This is a genomic window from Longispora urticae (genome assembly GCF_053902585.1).
The window spans coordinates 259,168-275,121 of sequence record NZ_JAQZSH010000035.1 but is presented as its reverse complement, the minus strand read 5'-3'; the positions used below and the strand labels follow the sequence as shown (position 1 = coordinate 275,121).

General features: G+C 66.8%; 28 protein-coding genes. 27 read left to right on the top strand and 1 reads right to left on the bottom strand.

Going from position 1 to position 15,954, the window contains the following annotated elements:
• Positions 1-14: 14 nt before the first annotated feature.
• The 20 genes from rplB (at position 15) to map (ending at position 10,816) form a co-directional block, all read left to right on the top strand.
• The gene (gene rplB / locus PT931_RS23875; protein WP_363729468.1) at positions 15-854 is read left to right on the top strand and encodes a 50S ribosomal protein L2; all 840 of its coding nucleotides are present in this window, start codon (positions 15-17) and stop codon (positions 852-854) included.
• Positions 855-871: 17 nt separating this feature from the next.
• Positions 872-1,153, top strand: a complete 282-nt coding sequence (gene rpsS / locus PT931_RS23870) for a 30S ribosomal protein S19 (RefSeq protein ID WP_018347767.1) — start codon at positions 872-874, stop codon at positions 1,151-1,153.
• A gap of 34 nt (positions 1,154-1,187) precedes the next feature.
• A complete protein-coding gene (rplV, locus tag PT931_RS23865; protein WP_197006662.1) occupies positions 1,188-1,637 on the top strand; it encodes a 50S ribosomal protein L22 in 450 nt (149 codons plus the stop codon).
• Positions 1,637-2,494, top strand: a complete 858-nt coding sequence (rpsC, locus tag PT931_RS23860) for a 30S ribosomal protein S3 (protein WP_363729466.1) — start codon at positions 1,637-1,639, stop codon at positions 2,492-2,494. Before rplV ends, rpsC begins: the two co-directional genes overlap by 1 nt.
• 6 nt (positions 2,495-2,500) lie before the next feature.
• A complete protein-coding gene (rplP, locus tag PT931_RS23855) occupies positions 2,501-2,926 on the top strand; it encodes a 50S ribosomal protein L16 (protein ID WP_197006664.1) in 426 nt (141 codons plus the stop codon).
• Positions 2,926-3,159, top strand: coding sequence for a 50S ribosomal protein L29 (gene rpmC, locus PT931_RS23850; protein WP_363729464.1), 234 nt, complete (start codon positions 2,926-2,928; stop codon positions 3,157-3,159). Before rplP ends, rpmC begins: the two co-directional genes overlap by 1 nt.
• Positions 3,156-3,443 (top strand): 30S ribosomal protein S17, encoded by a 288-nt coding sequence (gene rpsQ, locus PT931_RS23845; RefSeq protein ID WP_197006666.1) that lies wholly within the window; start codon positions 3,156-3,158, stop codon positions 3,441-3,443. The genes rpmC and rpsQ overlap by 4 nt, the downstream gene beginning before the upstream one ends.
• Before the next feature lie 70 nt (positions 3,444-3,513).
• Positions 3,514-3,882, top strand: coding sequence for a 50S ribosomal protein L14 (gene rplN, locus PT931_RS23840; protein ID WP_363729462.1), 369 nt, complete (start codon positions 3,514-3,516; stop codon positions 3,880-3,882).
• A 3-nt stretch (positions 3,883-3,885) separates the two neighbouring features.
• Entirely contained in the window at positions 3,886-4,200 is a 315-nt protein-coding gene (rplX, locus tag PT931_RS23835; RefSeq protein ID WP_363729459.1) for a 50S ribosomal protein L24, read from the top strand.
• Positions 4,200-4,763 (top strand): 50S ribosomal protein L5, encoded by a 564-nt coding sequence (gene rplE / locus PT931_RS23830; protein WP_363729457.1) that lies wholly within the window; start codon positions 4,200-4,202, stop codon positions 4,761-4,763. The genes rplX and rplE overlap by 1 nt, the downstream gene beginning before the upstream one ends.
• Entirely contained in the window at positions 4,763-4,948 is a 186-nt protein-coding gene (locus tag PT931_RS23825; protein ID WP_197006670.1) for a type Z 30S ribosomal protein S14, read from the top strand. The genes rplE and PT931_RS23825 overlap by 1 nt, the downstream gene beginning before the upstream one ends.
• 79 nt (positions 4,949-5,027) lie before the next feature.
• A complete protein-coding gene (gene rpsH, locus PT931_RS23820) occupies positions 5,028-5,435 on the top strand; it encodes a 30S ribosomal protein S8 (protein WP_197006671.1) in 408 nt (135 codons plus the stop codon).
• Between the two features lie 11 nt (positions 5,436-5,446).
• Entirely contained in the window at positions 5,447-5,989 is a 543-nt protein-coding gene (gene rplF, locus PT931_RS23815) for a 50S ribosomal protein L6 (protein WP_363729454.1), read from the top strand.
• Positions 5,986-6,381, top strand: a complete 396-nt coding sequence (gene rplR / locus PT931_RS23810; RefSeq protein WP_456247948.1) for a 50S ribosomal protein L18 — start codon at positions 5,986-5,988, stop codon at positions 6,379-6,381. The genes rplF and rplR overlap by 4 nt, the downstream gene beginning before the upstream one ends.
• A 24-nt stretch (positions 6,382-6,405) precedes the next feature.
• Positions 6,406-7,044: a 30S ribosomal protein S5 gene (gene rpsE, locus PT931_RS23805; RefSeq protein ID WP_197006673.1), complete on the top strand. Its 639-nt coding sequence runs from the start codon at positions 6,406-6,408 to the stop codon at positions 7,042-7,044.
• 1 nt (position 7,045) lies between these two features.
• Positions 7,046-7,228: a 50S ribosomal protein L30 gene (rpmD, locus tag PT931_RS23800; protein ID WP_197006674.1), complete on the top strand. Its 183-nt coding sequence runs from the start codon at positions 7,046-7,048 to the stop codon at positions 7,226-7,228.
• Positions 7,229-7,230: 2 nt separating this feature from the next.
• Positions 7,231-7,674: a 50S ribosomal protein L15 gene (rplO, locus tag PT931_RS23795; protein WP_363729450.1), complete on the top strand. Its 444-nt coding sequence runs from the start codon at positions 7,231-7,233 to the stop codon at positions 7,672-7,674.
• Positions 7,675-7,937: 263 nt separating this feature from the next.
• On the top strand, positions 7,938-9,269 hold the full coding sequence (secY, locus tag PT931_RS23790; RefSeq protein WP_456247947.1) for a preprotein translocase subunit SecY: 1,332 nt from the start codon (positions 7,938-7,940) through the stop codon (positions 9,267-9,269).
• A gap of 37 nt (positions 9,270-9,306) precedes the next feature.
• On the top strand, positions 9,307-9,960 hold the full coding sequence (locus tag PT931_RS23785) for an adenylate kinase (protein ID WP_363729447.1): 654 nt from the start codon (positions 9,307-9,309) through the stop codon (positions 9,958-9,960).
• 10 nt (positions 9,961-9,970) lie between these two features.
• Entirely contained in the window at positions 9,971-10,816 is an 846-nt protein-coding gene (map, locus tag PT931_RS23780; protein ID WP_456247946.1) for a type I methionyl aminopeptidase, read from the top strand.
• A gap of 205 nt (positions 10,817-11,021) precedes the next feature.
• Here map and PT931_RS23775 read toward each other — a convergent pair whose 3' ends face one another.
• Entirely contained in the window at positions 11,022-11,570 is a 549-nt protein-coding gene (locus tag PT931_RS23775) for a DUF1707 SHOCT-like domain-containing protein (RefSeq protein ID WP_456247945.1), read from the bottom strand.
• Positions 11,571-11,743: 173 nt separating this feature from the next.
• On the opposite strand from PT931_RS23775, the gene PT931_RS23770 reads away from it, so the two are divergent.
• From PT931_RS23770 to PT931_RS23740, 7 genes are all read left to right on the top strand, one after another.
• On the top strand, positions 11,744-12,520 hold the full coding sequence (locus PT931_RS23770) for a class I SAM-dependent methyltransferase (RefSeq protein ID WP_456247944.1): 777 nt from the start codon (positions 11,744-11,746) through the stop codon (positions 12,518-12,520).
• A gap of 204 nt (positions 12,521-12,724) precedes the next feature.
• A complete protein-coding gene (gene infA, locus PT931_RS23765) occupies positions 12,725-12,946 on the top strand; it encodes a translation initiation factor IF-1 (RefSeq protein WP_007073013.1) in 222 nt (73 codons plus the stop codon).
• 44 nt (positions 12,947-12,990) lie between these two features.
• On the top strand, positions 12,991-13,104 hold the full coding sequence (gene rpmJ / locus PT931_RS23760) for a 50S ribosomal protein L36 (protein ID WP_197006680.1): 114 nt from the start codon (positions 12,991-12,993) through the stop codon (positions 13,102-13,104).
• A gap of 184 nt (positions 13,105-13,288) precedes the next feature.
• Positions 13,289-13,669, top strand: coding sequence for a 30S ribosomal protein S13 (gene rpsM / locus PT931_RS23755; RefSeq protein ID WP_197006681.1), 381 nt, complete (start codon positions 13,289-13,291; stop codon positions 13,667-13,669).
• 37 nt (positions 13,670-13,706) lie between these two features.
• Positions 13,707-14,111 (top strand): 30S ribosomal protein S11, encoded by a 405-nt coding sequence (gene rpsK, locus PT931_RS23750; RefSeq protein WP_197006682.1) that lies wholly within the window; start codon positions 13,707-13,709, stop codon positions 14,109-14,111.
• 19 nt (positions 14,112-14,130) lie between these two features.
• Positions 14,131-14,757, top strand: a complete 627-nt coding sequence (gene rpsD, locus PT931_RS23745; protein WP_363729437.1) for a 30S ribosomal protein S4 — start codon at positions 14,131-14,133, stop codon at positions 14,755-14,757.
• 84 nt (positions 14,758-14,841) lie between these two features.
• Positions 14,842-15,930: a DNA-directed RNA polymerase subunit alpha gene (locus PT931_RS23740; protein ID WP_197006684.1), complete on the top strand. Its 1,089-nt coding sequence runs from the start codon at positions 14,842-14,844 to the stop codon at positions 15,928-15,930.
• Positions 15,931-15,954: the final 24 nt, after the last annotated feature.

The following is a 15,954-nucleotide window of genomic DNA, read 5'->3' as shown; positions in this document are numbered from 1 at the left end:
CGAGGAGTAGGTAAATGGGCATCCGCAAGTACAAGCCGACGACCCCGGGTCGCCGTGGTTCCAGCGTTGCTGACTTCGCTGAGATCACGCGCAGCACTCCCGAGAAGTCGCTGCTGCGCCCGCTGCACTCCAAGGGCGGCCGGAACGCGCAGGGTCGGATCACGACTCGCCACCAGGGTGGCGGTCACAAGCGTCAGTACCGTCTGATCGATTTCAAGCGGGCGGACAAGGACGGCGTGCCGGCCAAGGTCGCGCACATCGAGTACGACCCGAACCGTACGGCTCGGATCGCGCTCCTGCACTTCGCTGACGGCGAGAAGCGGTACATCATCGCGCCGAAGGACCTGAAGCAGGGCGACCGTATTGAGGCCGGCGTTGGTGCCGACATCAAGCCGGGCAACAACCTGCCGCTGCGCAACATCCCGACCGGTACGACGATCCACGCTGTGGAGCTTCGTCCCGGCGGCGGGGCCAAGATGGCCCGCTCCGCGGGTGTTGGCATCCAGCTCCTGGGCAAGGAGGGGCCGTACGCGACCCTTCGTCTGCCCTCGGGTGAGATGCGGCGGGTGGACATCCGCTGCCGTGCCACCATCGGTGAGATCGGCAACGCAGAGCAGTCCAACATCAACTGGGGTAAGGCCGGCCGTATGCGGTGGAAGGGCAAGCGCCCGACCGTCCGTGGTGTCGCGATGAACCCGGTTGACCACCCGCACGGTGGTGGTGAGGGCAAGACCTCCGGTGGTCGTCACCCGGTCAACCCGAACGGCAAGCCCGAGGGGCGTACGCGCCGCAAGGGTAAGGCCAGCGACAAGCTCATCGTCCGCCGTCGCTACGCGACCCGCAAGCGCGGTTAGTCCGGGAGTAACGAGAGATGCCTCGCAGTCTCAAGAAGGGCCCCTTCGTAGACGACCACCTTCAGAAGAAGGTGGATGTCCAGAACGAAAAGGGCACCAAGAACGTCATCAAGACCTGGTCGCGGCGCTCGACCATCACCCCGGACTTCCTGGGGCACACGATCGCCGTGCACGACGGGCGCAAGCACGTGCCCGTCTTTATCTCGGAGGCGATGGTCGGGCACAAGCTCGGCGAGTTCGCTCTGACCCGGACGTTCAAGGGTCACGAGAAGGACGACCGCAAGAGCCGTCGGCGCTAACCGGCCGGGAATCGACGAGTAGGGGTTTACAGCGATGCCAGTTAAGGGCGACGCTCCAGCGCTTCCGGGCGCGAGGGCGGTTGCGCGCCACGTGCGCGTCTCGGCGAGTAAGGCACGCCGGGTGATCAACCTGGTCCGTGGCCTGCCCGCCAACAGGGCGCTCACGGTTCTCAAGTTTGCGCCGCAGGCAGCCAGCGAGCCGATCTACAAGGTGCTCGCAAGTGCGATCGCCAACGCCGAGAACAACGAGCGGCTCGACCCCGACTCGCTGCTCGTGGCCGAGGCTTTCGTCGATGAGGGTCCGACGCTGAAGCGGTTCAGGCCGCGGGCTCAGGGTCGGGCGTACCGGATCCGCAAGCGCACCTGCCACATCACGATCGTGGTCGAGAGCGTGCAGGCGGCGGCTCCGCGTACCGTCAAGAAGGCCGCGAAGGCTGCCGAGGCCGCTCCGGCGGTTGAGGCCGAGAAGGAGAGCGCCGAGTAATGGGTCAGAAAGTTCACCCGCACGGGTTCCGACTCGGCATCAGCACCGAGTACAAGTCCCGGTGGTACGCGGACAAGCTGTACAAGGACTACGTCGGCGAGGATGTCAAGATCCGTCGTCTCATGTCCAAGGGGCTTGAGCGCGCGGGTATCTCGAAGGTTGACATCGAGCGCACTCGGGACCGGGTCCGCATCGACATCCACACCGCCCGGCCGGGCATTGTCATCGGCCGGAAGGGTGCGGAGGCCGAGCGGCTCCGCGACGTGCTCGAGAAGCTCACGGGCAAGCAGATCCAGCTGAACATCCTCGAGGTCAAGAACCCCGAGTCGGACGCGCAGCTGGTCGCCCAGGGCGTGGCCGAGCAGCTCTCCAGCCGGGTTTCGTTCCGGCGGGCGATGCGTAAGTCGATGCAGTCGGCGATGAAGAACCCGCTCGTCAAGGGCATCCGGGTTCAGGTCTCCGGCCGTCTCGGCGGCGCCGAGATGAGCCGCACGGAGTTCTACCGTGAGGGTCGCGTTCCGCTGCACACGCTGCGTGCGGGCATCGACTACGGCTTCTTCGAGGCCCGGACCACCTTCGGTCGGATCGGCGTGAAGGTCTGGATCTACAAGGGCGACGCCGTTCCGGGTCGCGACGCGCTCGAGCAGCAGGCGGCCGCTGGCCGTCCGCGCCGCGAGCCCCGCGGTGGCGGTGCGGACCGTCCCCGTCGTGGTGGTCGCTCGGGTGCGACCGGTACGACCGGGCACAGCACTGAGGCTGGACGTGCGGCTGCGGCCGAGTTCGGCGGTACCAAGAACACCGACGCCGCTGCTGCTGTTGAGGCCGCTCCGGTGACTGAAAACGGGCAGGAGGGCTGACCTGACATGTTGATGCCACGTAAGCCCCCGAAGGGCTTCCGTAAGCCGCACAACCCGAAGCGCTCGGGCGCTGCCAAGGGCGGCACCAGGGTCGTCTTCGGCGAGTTCGGCATCCAGGCTCTGGAGCCCGCGTACGTGACGAACCGGCAGATCGAGTCGGCACGTATCGCGATGACCCGTCACATCAAGCGTGGCGGTAAGGTCTGGATCACGATCTTCCCGGACCAGTCCATCACGAAGAAGCCCGCCGAGACCCGCATGGGTTCCGGTAAGGGTTCCCCCGAGTGGTGGGTGGCGAACGTCAAGCCGGGCCGGATCCTGTTCGAGATGGCGTTCCCGAACGAGGTGATCGCGCGTGAAGCAATGCGACGCGCGATCCACAAGCTGCCGATGAAGTGCCGCATTGTTAAGCGCGAAGTGGGTGAGGCGTGATGGCAGCGGTTACTCCGGCTGCTGAGGTTCGGGAAGTCTCCGACGAGGAGCTCAAGACCCGACTCTCGGAAGCCAAGGCAGAGCTGTTCAACCTTCGGGTGCAGGCGGCGACGGGGCAGCTGGACAACAACCGGCGGCTCCAGACGGTCCGGCGTGAGGTTGCCCGGATCTACACGATCATGCGCGAGCGCGAGCTTGGTCTGAGCGCCGCGCCTACTGAGGTGGCGTCATGAGCGAGACCGTGAACGAAACCGCTGAGACCGAGGAGCGCAGCCGTCGCAAGACGCGCGAGGGCCTGGTCGTCAGCGACAAGATGGACAAGACCGTCGTCGTGGCTGTCGAGGACCGGGTCAAGCACCCGCTCTACGGCAAGGTTCTGCGGCGGACTCGCAAGCTCAAGGCGCACGACGAGCAGAACGCCTGCGGCATCGGCGACCGCGTTGTCCTCATGGAGACGCGTCCGCTGTCGGCCACCAAGCGTTGGCGGATCGTGGAGATCCTCGAGAAGGCCAAGTAAGTAACCGGCTAGTTCCGCCAGGCTCTGCTGCTGTGGGCGGTAGAGAACCGGCGAGACAACAGGAGTTCACGTGATCCAGCAGGAGTCGCGACTGCGCGTCGCCGACAACACAGGTGCCAAGGAAATCCTTTGCATCCGTGTTCTCGGTGGCTCCGGTCGGCGCTACGCGAGCATTGGCGACGTCATCGTGGCCACGGTCAAGGACGCGATCCCCGCGGCCGGTGTGAAGAAGGGTGACGTCGTGAAGGCTGTCATCGTTCGCACCGCCAAGGAGAAGCGCCGGCCGGACGGCTCGTACATTCGCTTCGACGAGAACGCCGCCGTCATCATCAAGGATGGTGGCGACCCCCGCGGTACCCGCATCTTCGGCCCGGTCGGCCGTGAGCTGCGGGACAAGCGGTTCATGAAGATCATCTCCCTCGCACCGGAGGTGTTGTAGACCGTGAAGATCAAGAAGGGCGACACGGTCGTCGTCATCGCGGGCAAGGACAAGGGCGCCAAGGGCAAGGTCATCGCGGCCTACCCGACGCTCGACAAGGTCCTGGTCGAGGGCGTGAACCGGGTCAAGAAGCACACCAGCATCCGTACCACCCAGCGTGGCGCGAAGACCGGTGGCATCATCACCCAGGAGGCCCCGATCCACGTGAGCAACGTGGCCGTGGTCGACAGCGACGGCAAGCCGACCCGCGTGGGAGCTCGCGTTGACGAGTCCGGCGTGAAGGTTCGCATCGCGCGCAGCAACGGTAAGGACCTGTGATGACGACGGTTGAGAAGGTGGCCCCGCGCCTCAAGACGCGGTACCGCGACGAGGTCAAGTCCGAGCTGCAGAAGCAGTTCGAGTACAAGAACTCGATGCTGATCCCCGGCCTGGTCAAGATCGTCGTGAACATGGGTGTCGGCGAGGCTGCTCGCGACGCCAAGCTGATCGACGGCGCCGTCCGCGACCTGACCACGATCACCGGTCAGAAGCCGCTGATCCGCAAGGCGACCAAGTCGATCGCGCAGTTCAAGCTCCGTGAGGGCATGCCGATCGGCGCGAAGGTCACCCTGCGGGGCGACCGGATGTGGGAGTTCCTGGACCGACTGCTGTCGATCTCGCTGCCCCGTATCCGTGACTTCCGCGGTCTGGACGGGCGCAAGCTCGACGGCAACGGCAACTACACGTTCGGTCTGACCGAGCAGTCGACGTTCCACGAGATCGACCAGGACAAGATCGACCGCGTCCGCGGTATGGACATCACCGTGGTCACGACCGCGAAGACCGACGACGAGGGCCGGGCGCTGCTGAAGCTCCTGGGCTTCCCGTTCAAGGAGAACTGATGGCTAAGAAGGCGCTGATTCTCAAGGCGGCCGCGAAGCCGAAGTTCGCGGTCCGTGCGTACACCCGCTGCCAGCGTTGCGGACGTCCGAAGGCCGTGTACCGCAAGTTCGGCCTCTGCCGGATCTGCATCCGGGAGATGGCCCACCGCGGCGAGCTCCCCGGCGTGACCAAGGCCTCCTGGTAACCGAACTACTTAGCCACCGCGCTTCGCCGTAGGCCCTAGTAATTCCGGGAACCGCGGCGAGAAAGGCTGATTTAAACCGATGACGATGACCGACCCGATCGCAGACATGCTCACGCGTCTGCGCAACGCCAATCAGGCGTACCACGACCAGGTGAAGATGCCCTACTCGAAGATCAAGGCGAACATCGCCGAGGTCCTCAAGGCCGAGGGCTACATCACCGGCTGGACCGTCGAGGAGCCCGCTGAGGGCGCCGTTGGCAGGACTCTCCACGTGGAGCTCAAGTTCGGCCAGAACCGGGAGCGGAGCCTCGCCGGCATCCGCCGCGTGTCCAAGCCCGGTCTCCGGGTGTACGCCAAGTCTCCCGAGCTTCCTCGGGTGCTCGGCGGCCTGGGCGTTGCGATCATCTCGACGTCACAGGGGCTGCTCACCGACCGGCAGGCCCGCAAGCGAGGGGTAGGCGGGGAAGTCCTCGCCTACGTCTGGTAAGGGGCAGATACATGTCGCGTATTGGGCGTAAGCCGATTGATGTCCCCACCGGGGTCGACATCACCATTGACGGCCAGACCGTCAAGGTGAAGGGCCCCAAGGGGTCGCTGGAGCACACCCTCGCCGAGCCGATCACGGCTGAGCGCGAGGAGAACGGCCAGATCGCAGTTGTCCGGCCGAACGACGAGCGCAAGGCCAAGGAGCTGCACGGGCTTTCCCGTACGCTCGTGGCCAACATGATCGTCGGTGTGACCACCGGCTACAAGAAGGTTCTGGAAATTCAGGGCACCGGTTACCGCGTGACCGCCAAGGGCTCGGACCTGGAGTTCGCTCTGGGCTTCTCCCACCCGGTTGTCGTCCCCGCCCCGGCGGGTATCACCTTCGCCGTCGAGAAGCCGACGATCTTCTCGATCGAGGGCATCGACAAGCAGCAGGTGGGCGAGGTCGCCGCGAACATCCGCAAGATCCGCCCGCCGGAGCCGTACAAGGGCAAGGGTGTGCGGTACCAGGGCGAGAACGTCCGCCGCAAGGCTGGAAAGGCAGGCAAGAAGTGACCGCCACGCTGCTCAAGCGCCGGAACGGTGGGGGCATCTCTGCCAACCGTCGGGTCGCGCGTGCGCGCCGGCACTTCCGGGTGCGCAAGAACGTCAACGGCACCTCCGAGCGTCCGCGCCTGGTGGTCACCCGTTCGCTGCGGCACATGGTCGCTCAGATCGTGGACGACACCAAGGGCATCACCCTGGCGTCGGCGTCCACGCTCGAGGCGTCCTTCCGCGGGGCCGAGGGCGACAAGCGCGCTCTCGCCACCAAGGTCGGTGCACTGGTAGCGGAGCGCGCCAAGGCCGCCGGGATCAGCGCTGTGGTCTTCGACCGCGGTGGCGACCGGTACACGGGGCGCATCGCCGCCCTGGCCGACGCGGCCCGCGAAGCCGGACTTGAGTTCTAGAAACCGTCACGAGAGGAGAGTCTGATGCCAGGAGCACAGCGCCGTGGCGGTGGGTCCGGTACCGCTGGCACGAGTAACGAGGGTGGTGGCCAGGGCAATCGTCGCGACAACCGTCGCGAGGGTGGTCGGGGTCAGGCCCAGGAGAAGACGCCGCACCTGGAGCGCGTGGTTGCTATCAACCGCGTGGCCAAGGTGGTCAAGGGTGGTCGTCGGTTCAGCTTCACCGCGCTCGTCGTGGTCGGAGACGGCGACGGCACCGTAGGCGTCGGGTACGGCAAGGCCAAGGAGGTGCCCGCGGCGATCGCCAAGGGTGTCGAAGAGGCCAAGAAGCACTTCTTCAAGGTGCCGCGGATCGGTTCGACGATCCCGCACCCGGTGCTCGGTGAGGACGCGGCGGGCAAGGTCCTGCTGAAGCCCGCCAGCGCTGGTACCGGTGTCATCGCCGGTGGTCCGGTGCGCGCCGTGCTGGAGTGCGTCGGTATCCACGACGTTCTGTCCAAGAGCCAGGGTTCGTCGAACGCGATCAACATCGTGCACGCGACGGTCGCTGCTCTGAAGTCGTTGGAATCGCCGGAGGCTGTGGCCGCGCGCCGTGGGCTCCCGGTCGAGGATGTCGCACCGGCCGCCATGCTGCGGGCTCGTGCGGCGGCTGCGGGGGCATGACATGGCACGTCTGAAGGTCACCCAGCTCCGGTCCGGTATCGGTGGCAAGCAGAACCAGCGGGACACGCTGCGGACGCTTGGCCTGAAGCGGATCAACGATGAGGTGGTCAAAGAGGACCGCCCCGAGATTCGGGGCATGATCAAGACCGTGATTCACCTCGTCAAGGTCGAGGAGGTCGAGTAGCGATGACGATCAAGGTTCACCACCTGCGCCCGGCTCCCGGTGCGAAGACGGTCAAGACCCGCGTTGGTCGCGGTGAGGGCTCGAAGGGCAAGACCGCCGGTCGTGGCACGAAGGGCACCAAGGCCCGTCGTTCCGTGCACCAGTGGTTCGAGGGTGGGCAGATGCCCATTCACATGCGCCTGCCGAAGCTCAAGGGTTTCAAGAACAAGTTCAAGGTGGAGTTCCAGGTCGTGAACCTGGAGCGTCTGGCTGAGCTGTTCCCGAACGGCGGCACCATCGGCGTGCTCGAGCTGGTTCAGGCCGGCGCGGTGCGCAAGGGGCAGCTCGTCAAGGTTCTCGGCAGCGGGGACCTGGGCGGCGTGAAGCTCGACATCTCGGCCAACGCGTTCAGCGCGTCGGCCAAGGAGAAGATCGAGGCTGCCGGCGGCTCGGTCACCGAGCTGTAACAAGTGGCGATGGACCCTGTCCAGTGACCGCAGTCCCCAGCACAATGGGGACGGCGTTCCGGGCAGGGTCCGCGTCTCGTTCGGGGTGGTTTCTGCGGCCCCGGATGAAATAGTCCGGCCGGCCCTCCTGACCGGAGGGGCCATGTGCTGTTAGAGTCCGGTCGCATATAGGCTTCACCCCCCCCATGCGGTGGGCCCGCCGGGCCCAACACCGCTCACCGGCAATCGGCCGCCCCCCGTGGCCGCTCGCGCAGGAGGATCTGTTGCTCTCCGCATTTTTCAGTGCGTTCCGCACGCCTGACCTGCGCAAGAAACTGTTGTTCACCCTGTTCATCGTCGCCATCTACCGGCTGGGCGCCACCATCCCCAGCCCCGGTGTGAACTACGGCAACGTGCAGCGGTGTATCGACCGGATGAGCACGGGCGACAGCAACGAGGTCTTCACGCTGCTGAACCTGTTCTCCGGTGGAGCCCTCCTCCAGCTGACGGTGTTCGCGCTGGGCATCATGCCCTACATCACGGCGAGCATCATCCTGCAGCTGCTGACCGTGGTCATCCCGCGGCTCGAGCAGTTGAAGAAGGAGGGGCAGTCGGGGCAGGCGAAGATCACGCAGTACACGCGGTACCTGACGCTGGGCCTCGCGGTCCTCCAGGCCTCCGGGTTCGTGGCTCTCGCCAAGTCGGGGCAGCTCTTCAACAACCAGTGCAGCACCGCTGACACCGAGCCGATCCCGGTCAGCTCGATCATGCCGAACTGGCTCACGCTGACGTGCCTGGTCATCACGATGACCGCCGGAACCGGTGTGATCATGTGGCTCGGCGAGATGGTCACGGACAAGGGCGTCGGCAACGGCATGTCCGTCCTGATCTTCACCTCGATCGCGGCCCGGCTCCCCGCCGAGGGCCTGCAGATCTGGCAGCAGAACAAGCTGAACTTCGCGATCGTCGTCGGCATCGGCCTCATCGTGATCGCGCTGGTCATCTTCATCGAGCAGGCACAGCGCCGGGTCCCGGTGCAGTACGCCAAGCGGATGGTCGGCCGCCGGATGTACGGGGGCACCTCCACCTACATCCCGCTGAAGGTCAACCAGGCCGGCGTCATCCCGGTCATCTTCGCCTCGTCGCTGCTGTACCTGCCGACGCTCGGCCTCCAGCTGATGGACCAGAACAACCTGCCCGCGTGGGGCGCGTGGATCAACAAGTGGGTCATCCCCCAGGACAGCTGGGTGCACATCCTGCTGTACTTCGCGATGATCCTGTTCTTCACGTACTTCTACGTGGCCATCACGTTCAACCCGACCGAGGTCGCGGACAACATGAAGAAGTACGGCGGCTTCATCCCGGGTATCCGCCCGGGCAAGCCGACCGCCGAGTACCTCGACTTCATCCTGAGCCGCATCACGCTCCCGGGTGCTCTCTACCTCGGTATCATCGCCGTCCTGCCGAACCTGTTCATGGGCCTGGCCGGCGGCAACCAACAGAACTTCCCGTTCGGTGGTACAGCGGTGCTGATCATCGTCGGCGTGGGCCTGGAGACGGTCAAGCAGATCGAGAGCCAGCTCATGCAGCGCAACTACGAAGGGTTCCTGAGGTAGTGGCGCGGGTTCGCAGGCGCAGTGAGGTGGGTTCCGCGTGAGGCTCGTTCTGGTAGGACCACCCGGGGCCGGTAAGGGCACCCAGGCGCAGTTCATCGCGTCGCACCTCGCGGTTCCGGGGATCTCGACCGGGGACATCTTCCGGGCCAACGTGACCCAGAAGACCCCCCTCGGGCTCGAGGCGAAGCGGTACATGGACGCGGGTGACCTGGTCCCGGACGAGGTCACCATCAACATGGTCCGCGACCGGCTGGCCGAGTCCGACGCGAGCGACGGCTTCCTGCTCGACGGCTTCCCGCGTACCGTGCCGCAGGCCGTGGCGCTGGACAAGCTGCTCGTCGACCTGGGCTTCACGCTGGACCTGGTGCTGGAGCTCGTCGTGGACGACGACGAGGTCATCCGGCGGCTGTCCGGCCGGCGGATGTGCCGCAGCTGCGGCCGGATCTGGCACGTCGAGTTCGAGCCGACGGCCAAGCCGGGCGTGTGCGACAACTGCCAGGGCGAGCTCTTCCAGCGCGACGACGACAACCCGGCGACGATCGCCAACCGGTTGAAGGAGTACGCGGAGAAGACCGCCCCGCTGGTCGACTTCTACGGCGCCCAGGGCAAGCTCGTGGGCATCGACGCGACCGGACCGGTCGAGGACATTACGAACCGGGCGATCGACGCGCTCCGGTCGTACGGGGGATAAGCAGGCCCGAGTGGCCGAGAGCGGGGACAGCACTTTGTACGGCGACGACATCCAGATCAAGACGCCCGAGCAGTTGCACAAGATGCGGGCGGCGGGTCTGATCGTGGCGGACACGCTCGCGAAGCTGCGGGCGGCGGTGCGCCCCGGCGTCTCGACCGGTGAGCTCGACGCCCTGGCGGAGGAGCATATCCGGTCGGTGGGCGCGGTCCCGTCGTTCAAGGGGTACCACGGCTTCCCGGCCACGATCTGCGCCTCCGTGAACGAGCAGGTCGTGCACGGCATCCCGTCGACGAAGCAGGTCCTTCGCGACGGGGACCTGGTCTCGATAGACTGCGGCGCGATCCTGGACGGCTGGCACGGCGACTCGGCGATCACGGTGCCGGTCGGCGAGGTCCGTCCGGAGCTGCTGACGATGATCGAGGCCGCCGAGTCGGGCATGTGGGCCGGGATCGCGGCCGCGCAGGCCGGCGCCCGGCTCTCCGACATCGGGCACGCGGTGGAGACCGGCGTCCGCAAGGTCGGCAAGTACGGCACGGTGCGCGGCTACGGCGGGCACGGCATCGGCACGGAGATGCACCAGGACCCGCACGTGCACAACTACGGCCGGCCGGGTCGCGGCCCGGAGCTGGTGGCGGGCATGGCGCTGGCCATCGAGCCGATGATCACCGAGGGCTCCGCGAAGGTGGTCGAGCTCAACGACGGCTGGACGGTCGTCACCAAGGACGCCTCGATGGCGGTGCACGTCGAGCACTCGATCGCGATCTTCGACGACGGGGTCTGGGTGCTGACCGCGCACGACGGCGGAGTGGGCCACCTGCCGGCCGCAGCGCTCAGCGCCAACGCCACCCGCGCCTGAGCCGCCGCTCGGTCGGGCTGGCGCCGACCGGGTCGCCGTGGAGCGGGCGGCGGTGCCTCGAATCGACGCGGACCACCGCCCCGGCGCGGAGCGGGAAACGAAGCCCGCACCGGTACCCAACCCGCGGCGTACCCGGAAAAGGTCTGTGGGGCACAGAACGGCCCCGGGACCCTGACCGGGTCGACCGGGGCACGATCGGTGCGGATCAGTCCCGACGGTCCCCGTGGTGGCCGTGCGGGTGGTGGCCGTGGCCGTGGACCCCACGGCGTTCCTCGCGACGGGCCCGGCGCTGCTCGCGGTCGCTGCGCTCGCGCTCCTCGTGGGCACTGCCCTTGATCAGCTTGGCGACCACGGCCGCGCCCATCGGCAGGATGACCCAGATCGGCCAGAAGTAGTGCGGGTGGCCGGTCGAGATGCTGATCGCCGCCCAGATCCCGGTCGTGATCAGCGACGCGCTGGCCCACCCGGCGATGGCGTTGCGGACAAAACCCGATTTCCCGGGTACGACCGGAGCTCCCAGTGGCATCGGCGCCCCCGGCTGCGGCACGGCCAACTGGGACTGGGCCGCGGGCACCGGCCCGGGCAGGTCGGCGGTGATCGGCGCGAGCTCCGCGTACGTCTTCGCGGCGTAGACGGCCTGCAACCGCTCGTCGAACTCGGAGAGGTCGAGCCGCCCCTCGTTGAGCGCGACGCGCAGGGTCTCCGCCACCCGCTCGCGGTCCGCGTCGGCGGCCCGCAGCTCCGGCTGCTCCAACGTGTGCTCCTTCGTGACTCTCGCCGGCGGCCGGGGCGGCGGTGGTCACCACCACGCGTGGTGCACCGGGTCGGCCAGGACGGCGGGCGACGGAACGCGAGGGGCGTCCCCACACAGGATGCACCGTGCTCCTCGGTGGCGGCAACCACGGGTCGCTGGCACTATCGGGACACATGAGCGCGCTGACGAGCAGGGACCACAACGTCCAACAGTATGCGAACCAGGGCAATCTGGCTGCCCGCCAGTCAGTGTGGGAGTACCGGACGGGACCGGCGATCTTCGATGTCGCCCTGGACATCGCGGGCCTGACCGGGGACGAGTCCGTCCTGGAGGTCGGCTGCGGGAACGGCCGCTACCTCCAGACCCTCCGGGAACGCGGCCACCGGGGCCCGGTCCTGGGCCTGGACTACTCGCCCGGGATGGCCGCCGAGGCGGGGCGGCACGCGTCGACCGTGGTGGCGGACGCGCAGCGGCTCCCGGTCGGTACCCGGAAATTCGATCTCGTTCTGTGCATGCACATGCTCTACCACGTGCCGGATGTCCCGATGGCCGTCGCCGAGCTGGCCCGGGCGCTCCGACCGGGCGGCACGGTCCTGGTCGCGACCAACGGGCTCGCGCACTGCCGGGAGACGATGGAGATCCTCCGCAGGGCCACGGAGCTGGTGGGCGTCGAGCACCGGCAGCTGTGGAACCGAGAGTCCTTCACCGCGGAGGCCGCCCCGGCGTTCCTCGACCCGGTGTTCGCCTCGGTGGTCGCGCACCCGGAACTGGAGGAGCTCCGGATCCCGGACGTCGACGCGGTGCTCGGCTACGTCGCCAGCCTGAACTCCACCCAGAGCTACGGCCCCGAGGTACTGGCGGCGGCGGAGCGGCTGGTCCGGGAGGAGTTCGACCGTCGCGGGCATTTCGCCCTGACGCGCTCGATGACCGTCTTCGCGTGCCGGCCCTGACCCGTCGGGGTGTTAGCCGTGACACGCCCGACCCCGGGTGTCGGCCCCAGTTTGGTGTTCCGACACGGGGGTGGGTAGACTCATCAATCGGCGCGCTGCGTCCACCCTGCCATGTCTTCGAGCGCTTCTGAGGACGGCGGGGCCGCGGCTGGCAGGACGGGCGTGCCACCTTGCAGTAGACCCTACGTCACGTTAGCGGAGGACATGCCGAAGAAGGACGGGGCCATCGAGATCGAGGGCCGAGTCATCGAGCCACTGCCGAACGCCATGTTCCGGGTGGAGCTCGCGAACGGTCACAAGGTACTGGCTCACATCAGCGGCAAGATGCGGCAGCACTACATTCGTATTCTGCCGGAGGACAGGGTTGTCGTGGAGCTCTCGCCCTACGACCTGACCCGTGGTCGCATTGTCTACCGTTACAAGTGACGTGCGGTTGAATTCCGTGTCCGTCTTTGAAGTAAGGCGCAGCCGTGAAGGTTAAGCCGAGCGTTAAGAAGATCTGCAACAAGTGCCGCGTCATCCGCCGCCACGGCCGGGTCATGGTCATCTGTGACGACCCGCGCCACAAGCAGCGCCAGGGCTAAGCACCACCACCAGATCTTCTACCGCCAAGGTAGTAAAGGCTCGTCCCAGCCGCGGGGGATCTCGAAGCGCATTGCGTGACGACTCCTCGTGGCCGAACCCCCGGTCGGAGGCCGGGGCCCCGCCCGGGCAGGTGGGGATGGGATGGGCGCAGACCTCCGAGACTGACGAGGAGCACGCCCACATATGGCACGTCTAGTCGGCGTCGATCTCCCCCGCGACAAGCGGCTCGAGATCGCGCTCACTTACATTTACGGGGTTGGTCGTACCCGCGCTATCGAGCTCTGCTCGGCGACGGGCATCGACCCCAACAAGCGGACCAAGGACCTCACGGACGAAGAGGTTCTCGCGCTCCGCGACCACATCGAGCAGAACTTCAAGGTCGAGGGTGACCTCCGCCGTGAAGTTGCCGCCGACATCCGCCGTAAGATCGAGATCGGCTGCTACCAGGGTATCCGGCACCGTCGCGGCCTCCCCGTGCGTGGTCAGCGGACCCGCACCAACGCTCGTACCCGTAAGGGTCCGAAGCGCACCGTGGCTGGCAAGAAGAAGCCGGGCAAGAAGTAACCCCGTAGCAGTTCGAGTCTCTAGGAGCGCATAGCTAATGCCGCCGAAGGCACGCGCTGGGGCCGTCAAGAAGGTCCGGCGCAAGGAAAAGAAGAACGTGGCCCACGGCCACGCTTACATCAAGAGCACGTTCAACAACACGATCGTGTCGATCACCGACCCGAACGGTGCCGTCATCTCCTGGGCCTCTTCCGGCCAGGTGGGCTTCAAGGGTTCGCGTAAGTCGACCCCGTTCGCCGCGCAGCTGGCCGCCGAGGCCGCCGCTCGTCGGGCGATGGAGCACGGCATGCGCAAGGTCGACGTGTTCGTCAAGGGACCCGGCTCGGGCCGCGAGACGGCGATTCGTTCGCTGACCGCCGCAGGCCTCGAGGTCGGCACGATCTCCGACGTGACGCCGCAGCCGCACAACGGTTGCCGTCCGCCGAAGCGTCGTCGGGTCTAGGTAGCGGAGGAATAGGTCAATGGCTCGTTACACAGGTGCTGACTGCCGCCGCTGCCGGCGCGAGAAGGTCAAGCTGTTCCTCAAGGGCAGCAAGTGCGATGGTCCGAAGTGCCCGCTGGAGTCCCGGCCCTACCCGCCCGGTCAGCACGGGCGCGGTCGGCCGAAGGAGACGGAGTACCTGCTCCAGCTCCGTGAGAAGCAGAAGGCCCGCCGCATCTACGGCGTACTGGAGAAGCAGTTCGTCCGGTACTACGAAGAGGCCAACCGGCGCACCGGCAAGACCGGTGAGAACCTGCTGCAGATCCTCGAGACCCGTCTCGACAACGTCGTGTTCCGCGCGGGCCTGGCCCAGTCGCGTGACATGGCGCGTCAGGTCGTCAAGCACGGCCACGTGCTCGTGAACGGCAAGAAGGTCGACATCCCGTCGTACCGGGTCGCCGAGCACGACATCATCGAGATCCGCGAGAAGTCCCGCGAGCTCACCCCGTTCGTGGTGGCCCAGGCCCAGGCCGGCAGCAAGACCGTGCCGGCGTGGCTCGAGGTCATCCCGGCCGCGCTCAAGGTTCTCGTGCACAACCTCCCGGTCCGTCAGATCATTGACACCCAGGTCCAGGAACAGCTCATCGTCGAGCTCTACTCCAAGTAGTGCTCCACAGGCCGGCCCGGCGCGAGTCGGGCCGGCCACCCCAACATTCGGCGTCATATAGCGGACGCCCGTTTTGGAGGCATAGTGCTTATCACCCAGCGGCCGACCCTCTCCGAGGAGTCGATCACCGAGGCGCGGTCGAAGTTCACGATCGAGCCGCTCGAGCCGGGCTTCGGCTACACGCTCGGCAACTCGCTCCGGCGTACCCTGCTGAGCTCGATCCCGGGCGCGGCGGTCACGAGCATCAAGATCGACGGCGTGCTGCACGAGTTCACCACGATCCCCGGTGTCAAGGAGGACGTGGTTGAGCTGGTGCTCAACGTCAAGCAGCTCTGCGTGAGCTCCGAGCACGACGAGCCGGTCACCATGTACCTGCGCAAGCAGGGCCCGGGCCCGGTCACCGCTGGGGACATCCAGCCGCCGGCCGGCGTGTCGGTCCACAACCCGGACCTGCACCTGGCCACCCTGAACGGCAAGGGCCGGCTCGACATCGAGCTGACCGTCGAGCGGGGCCGCGGCTACGTCAACGCGGCGCAGAACAAGCAGGCCGGACAGGAGATCGGGCGCATCCCGGTCGACTCGATCTACACCCCGGTCCTGAAGGTCACCTACCGTGTCGAGGCGACCCGTGTCGAGCAGCGGACCGACTTCGACAAGCTGATCATCGACGTCGAGACCAAGAACTCGATCAGCCCCCGCACGGCGCTGGCCTCGGCCGGCTCCACCCTCGTCGAGCTGTTCGGCCTGTGCCGCGAGCTGGACGAGACCGCCGAGGGCATCGACATCGGCCCGTCGCCGCAGGACGCGCAGCTCGCTGCCGACCTGGCGCTGCCGATCGAGGAGCTGGACCTCACCGTCCGGTCCTACAACTGCCTCAAGCGCGAGGGCATCAACACGGTTGGTGAGCTGATCGGCCGCACGGAGGCTGACCTGCTCGACATCCGCAACTTCGGTCAGAAGTCCATCGATGAGGTCAAGCTGAAGCTCATCGGCATGGGCCTCGGCCTGAAGGACTCCGCGCCGAACTTCGACCCGTCGACCATCGTGGGGGACTACTCCGACGATGACTACGACGAGGAGCTCGACGAGGACGCCGCCGGTTCTGTCGCCCCCGTGGCGGCTGACGACTCCGACGACGACGGCAACGACTACCGCGAGACCGAGCAGCTCTAAGCGCTGCGGCTTACCTGAGGAGCT

Bases quoted from the DNA above. Each gene is read 5' to 3' on its own strand.
- rplP (WP_197006664.1), top strand. From the start codon at position 2,501: ATGTTGATGCCACGTAAGCCCCCGAAGGGCTTCCGTAAGCCGCACAAC.
- PT931_RS23770 (WP_456247944.1), top strand. From the start codon at position 11,744: ATGAGCGCGCTGACGAGCAGGGACCACAACGTCCAACAGTATGCGAAC.
- rplV (WP_197006662.1), top strand. From the start codon at position 1,188: ATGCCAGTTAAGGGCGACGCTCCAGCGCTTCCGGGCGCGAGGGCGGTT.
- rpsH (WP_197006671.1), top strand. From the start codon at position 5,028: ATGACGATGACCGACCCGATCGCAGACATGCTCACGCGTCTGCGCAAC.
- rplE (WP_363729457.1), top strand. From the start codon at position 4,200: ATGACGACGGTTGAGAAGGTGGCCCCGCGCCTCAAGACGCGGTACCGC.
- rpsK (WP_197006682.1), top strand. From the start codon at position 13,707: ATGCCGCCGAAGGCACGCGCTGGGGCCGTCAAGAAGGTCCGGCGCAAG.
- rpmD (WP_197006674.1), top strand. From the start codon at position 7,046: ATGGCACGTCTGAAGGTCACCCAGCTCCGGTCCGGTATCGGTGGCAAG.
- infA (WP_007073013.1), top strand. From the start codon at position 12,725: ATGCCGAAGAAGGACGGGGCCATCGAGATCGAGGGCCGAGTCATCGAG.
- rpsE (WP_197006673.1), top strand. From the start codon at position 6,406: ATGCCAGGAGCACAGCGCCGTGGCGGTGGGTCCGGTACCGCTGGCACG.
- rplO (WP_363729450.1), top strand. From the start codon at position 7,231: ATGACGATCAAGGTTCACCACCTGCGCCCGGCTCCCGGTGCGAAGACG.
- rplF (WP_363729454.1), top strand. From the start codon at position 5,447: ATGTCGCGTATTGGGCGTAAGCCGATTGATGTCCCCACCGGGGTCGAC.
- PT931_RS23825 (WP_197006670.1), top strand. From the start codon at position 4,763: ATGGCTAAGAAGGCGCTGATTCTCAAGGCGGCCGCGAAGCCGAAGTTC.
- rpsM (WP_197006681.1), top strand. From the start codon at position 13,289: ATGGCACGTCTAGTCGGCGTCGATCTCCCCCGCGACAAGCGGCTCGAG.
- rplB (WP_363729468.1), top strand. From the start codon at position 15: ATGGGCATCCGCAAGTACAAGCCGACGACCCCGGGTCGCCGTGGTTCC.
- rpmC (WP_363729464.1), top strand. From the start codon at position 2,926: ATGGCAGCGGTTACTCCGGCTGCTGAGGTTCGGGAAGTCTCCGACGAG.
- rpsQ (WP_197006666.1), top strand. From the start codon at position 3,156: ATGAGCGAGACCGTGAACGAAACCGCTGAGACCGAGGAGCGCAGCCGT.
- rpsC (WP_363729466.1), top strand. From the start codon at position 1,637: ATGGGTCAGAAAGTTCACCCGCACGGGTTCCGACTCGGCATCAGCACC.
- rpsD (WP_363729437.1), top strand. From the start codon at position 14,131: ATGGCTCGTTACACAGGTGCTGACTGCCGCCGCTGCCGGCGCGAGAAG.
- rpsS (WP_018347767.1), top strand. From the start codon at position 872: ATGCCTCGCAGTCTCAAGAAGGGCCCCTTCGTAGACGACCACCTTCAG.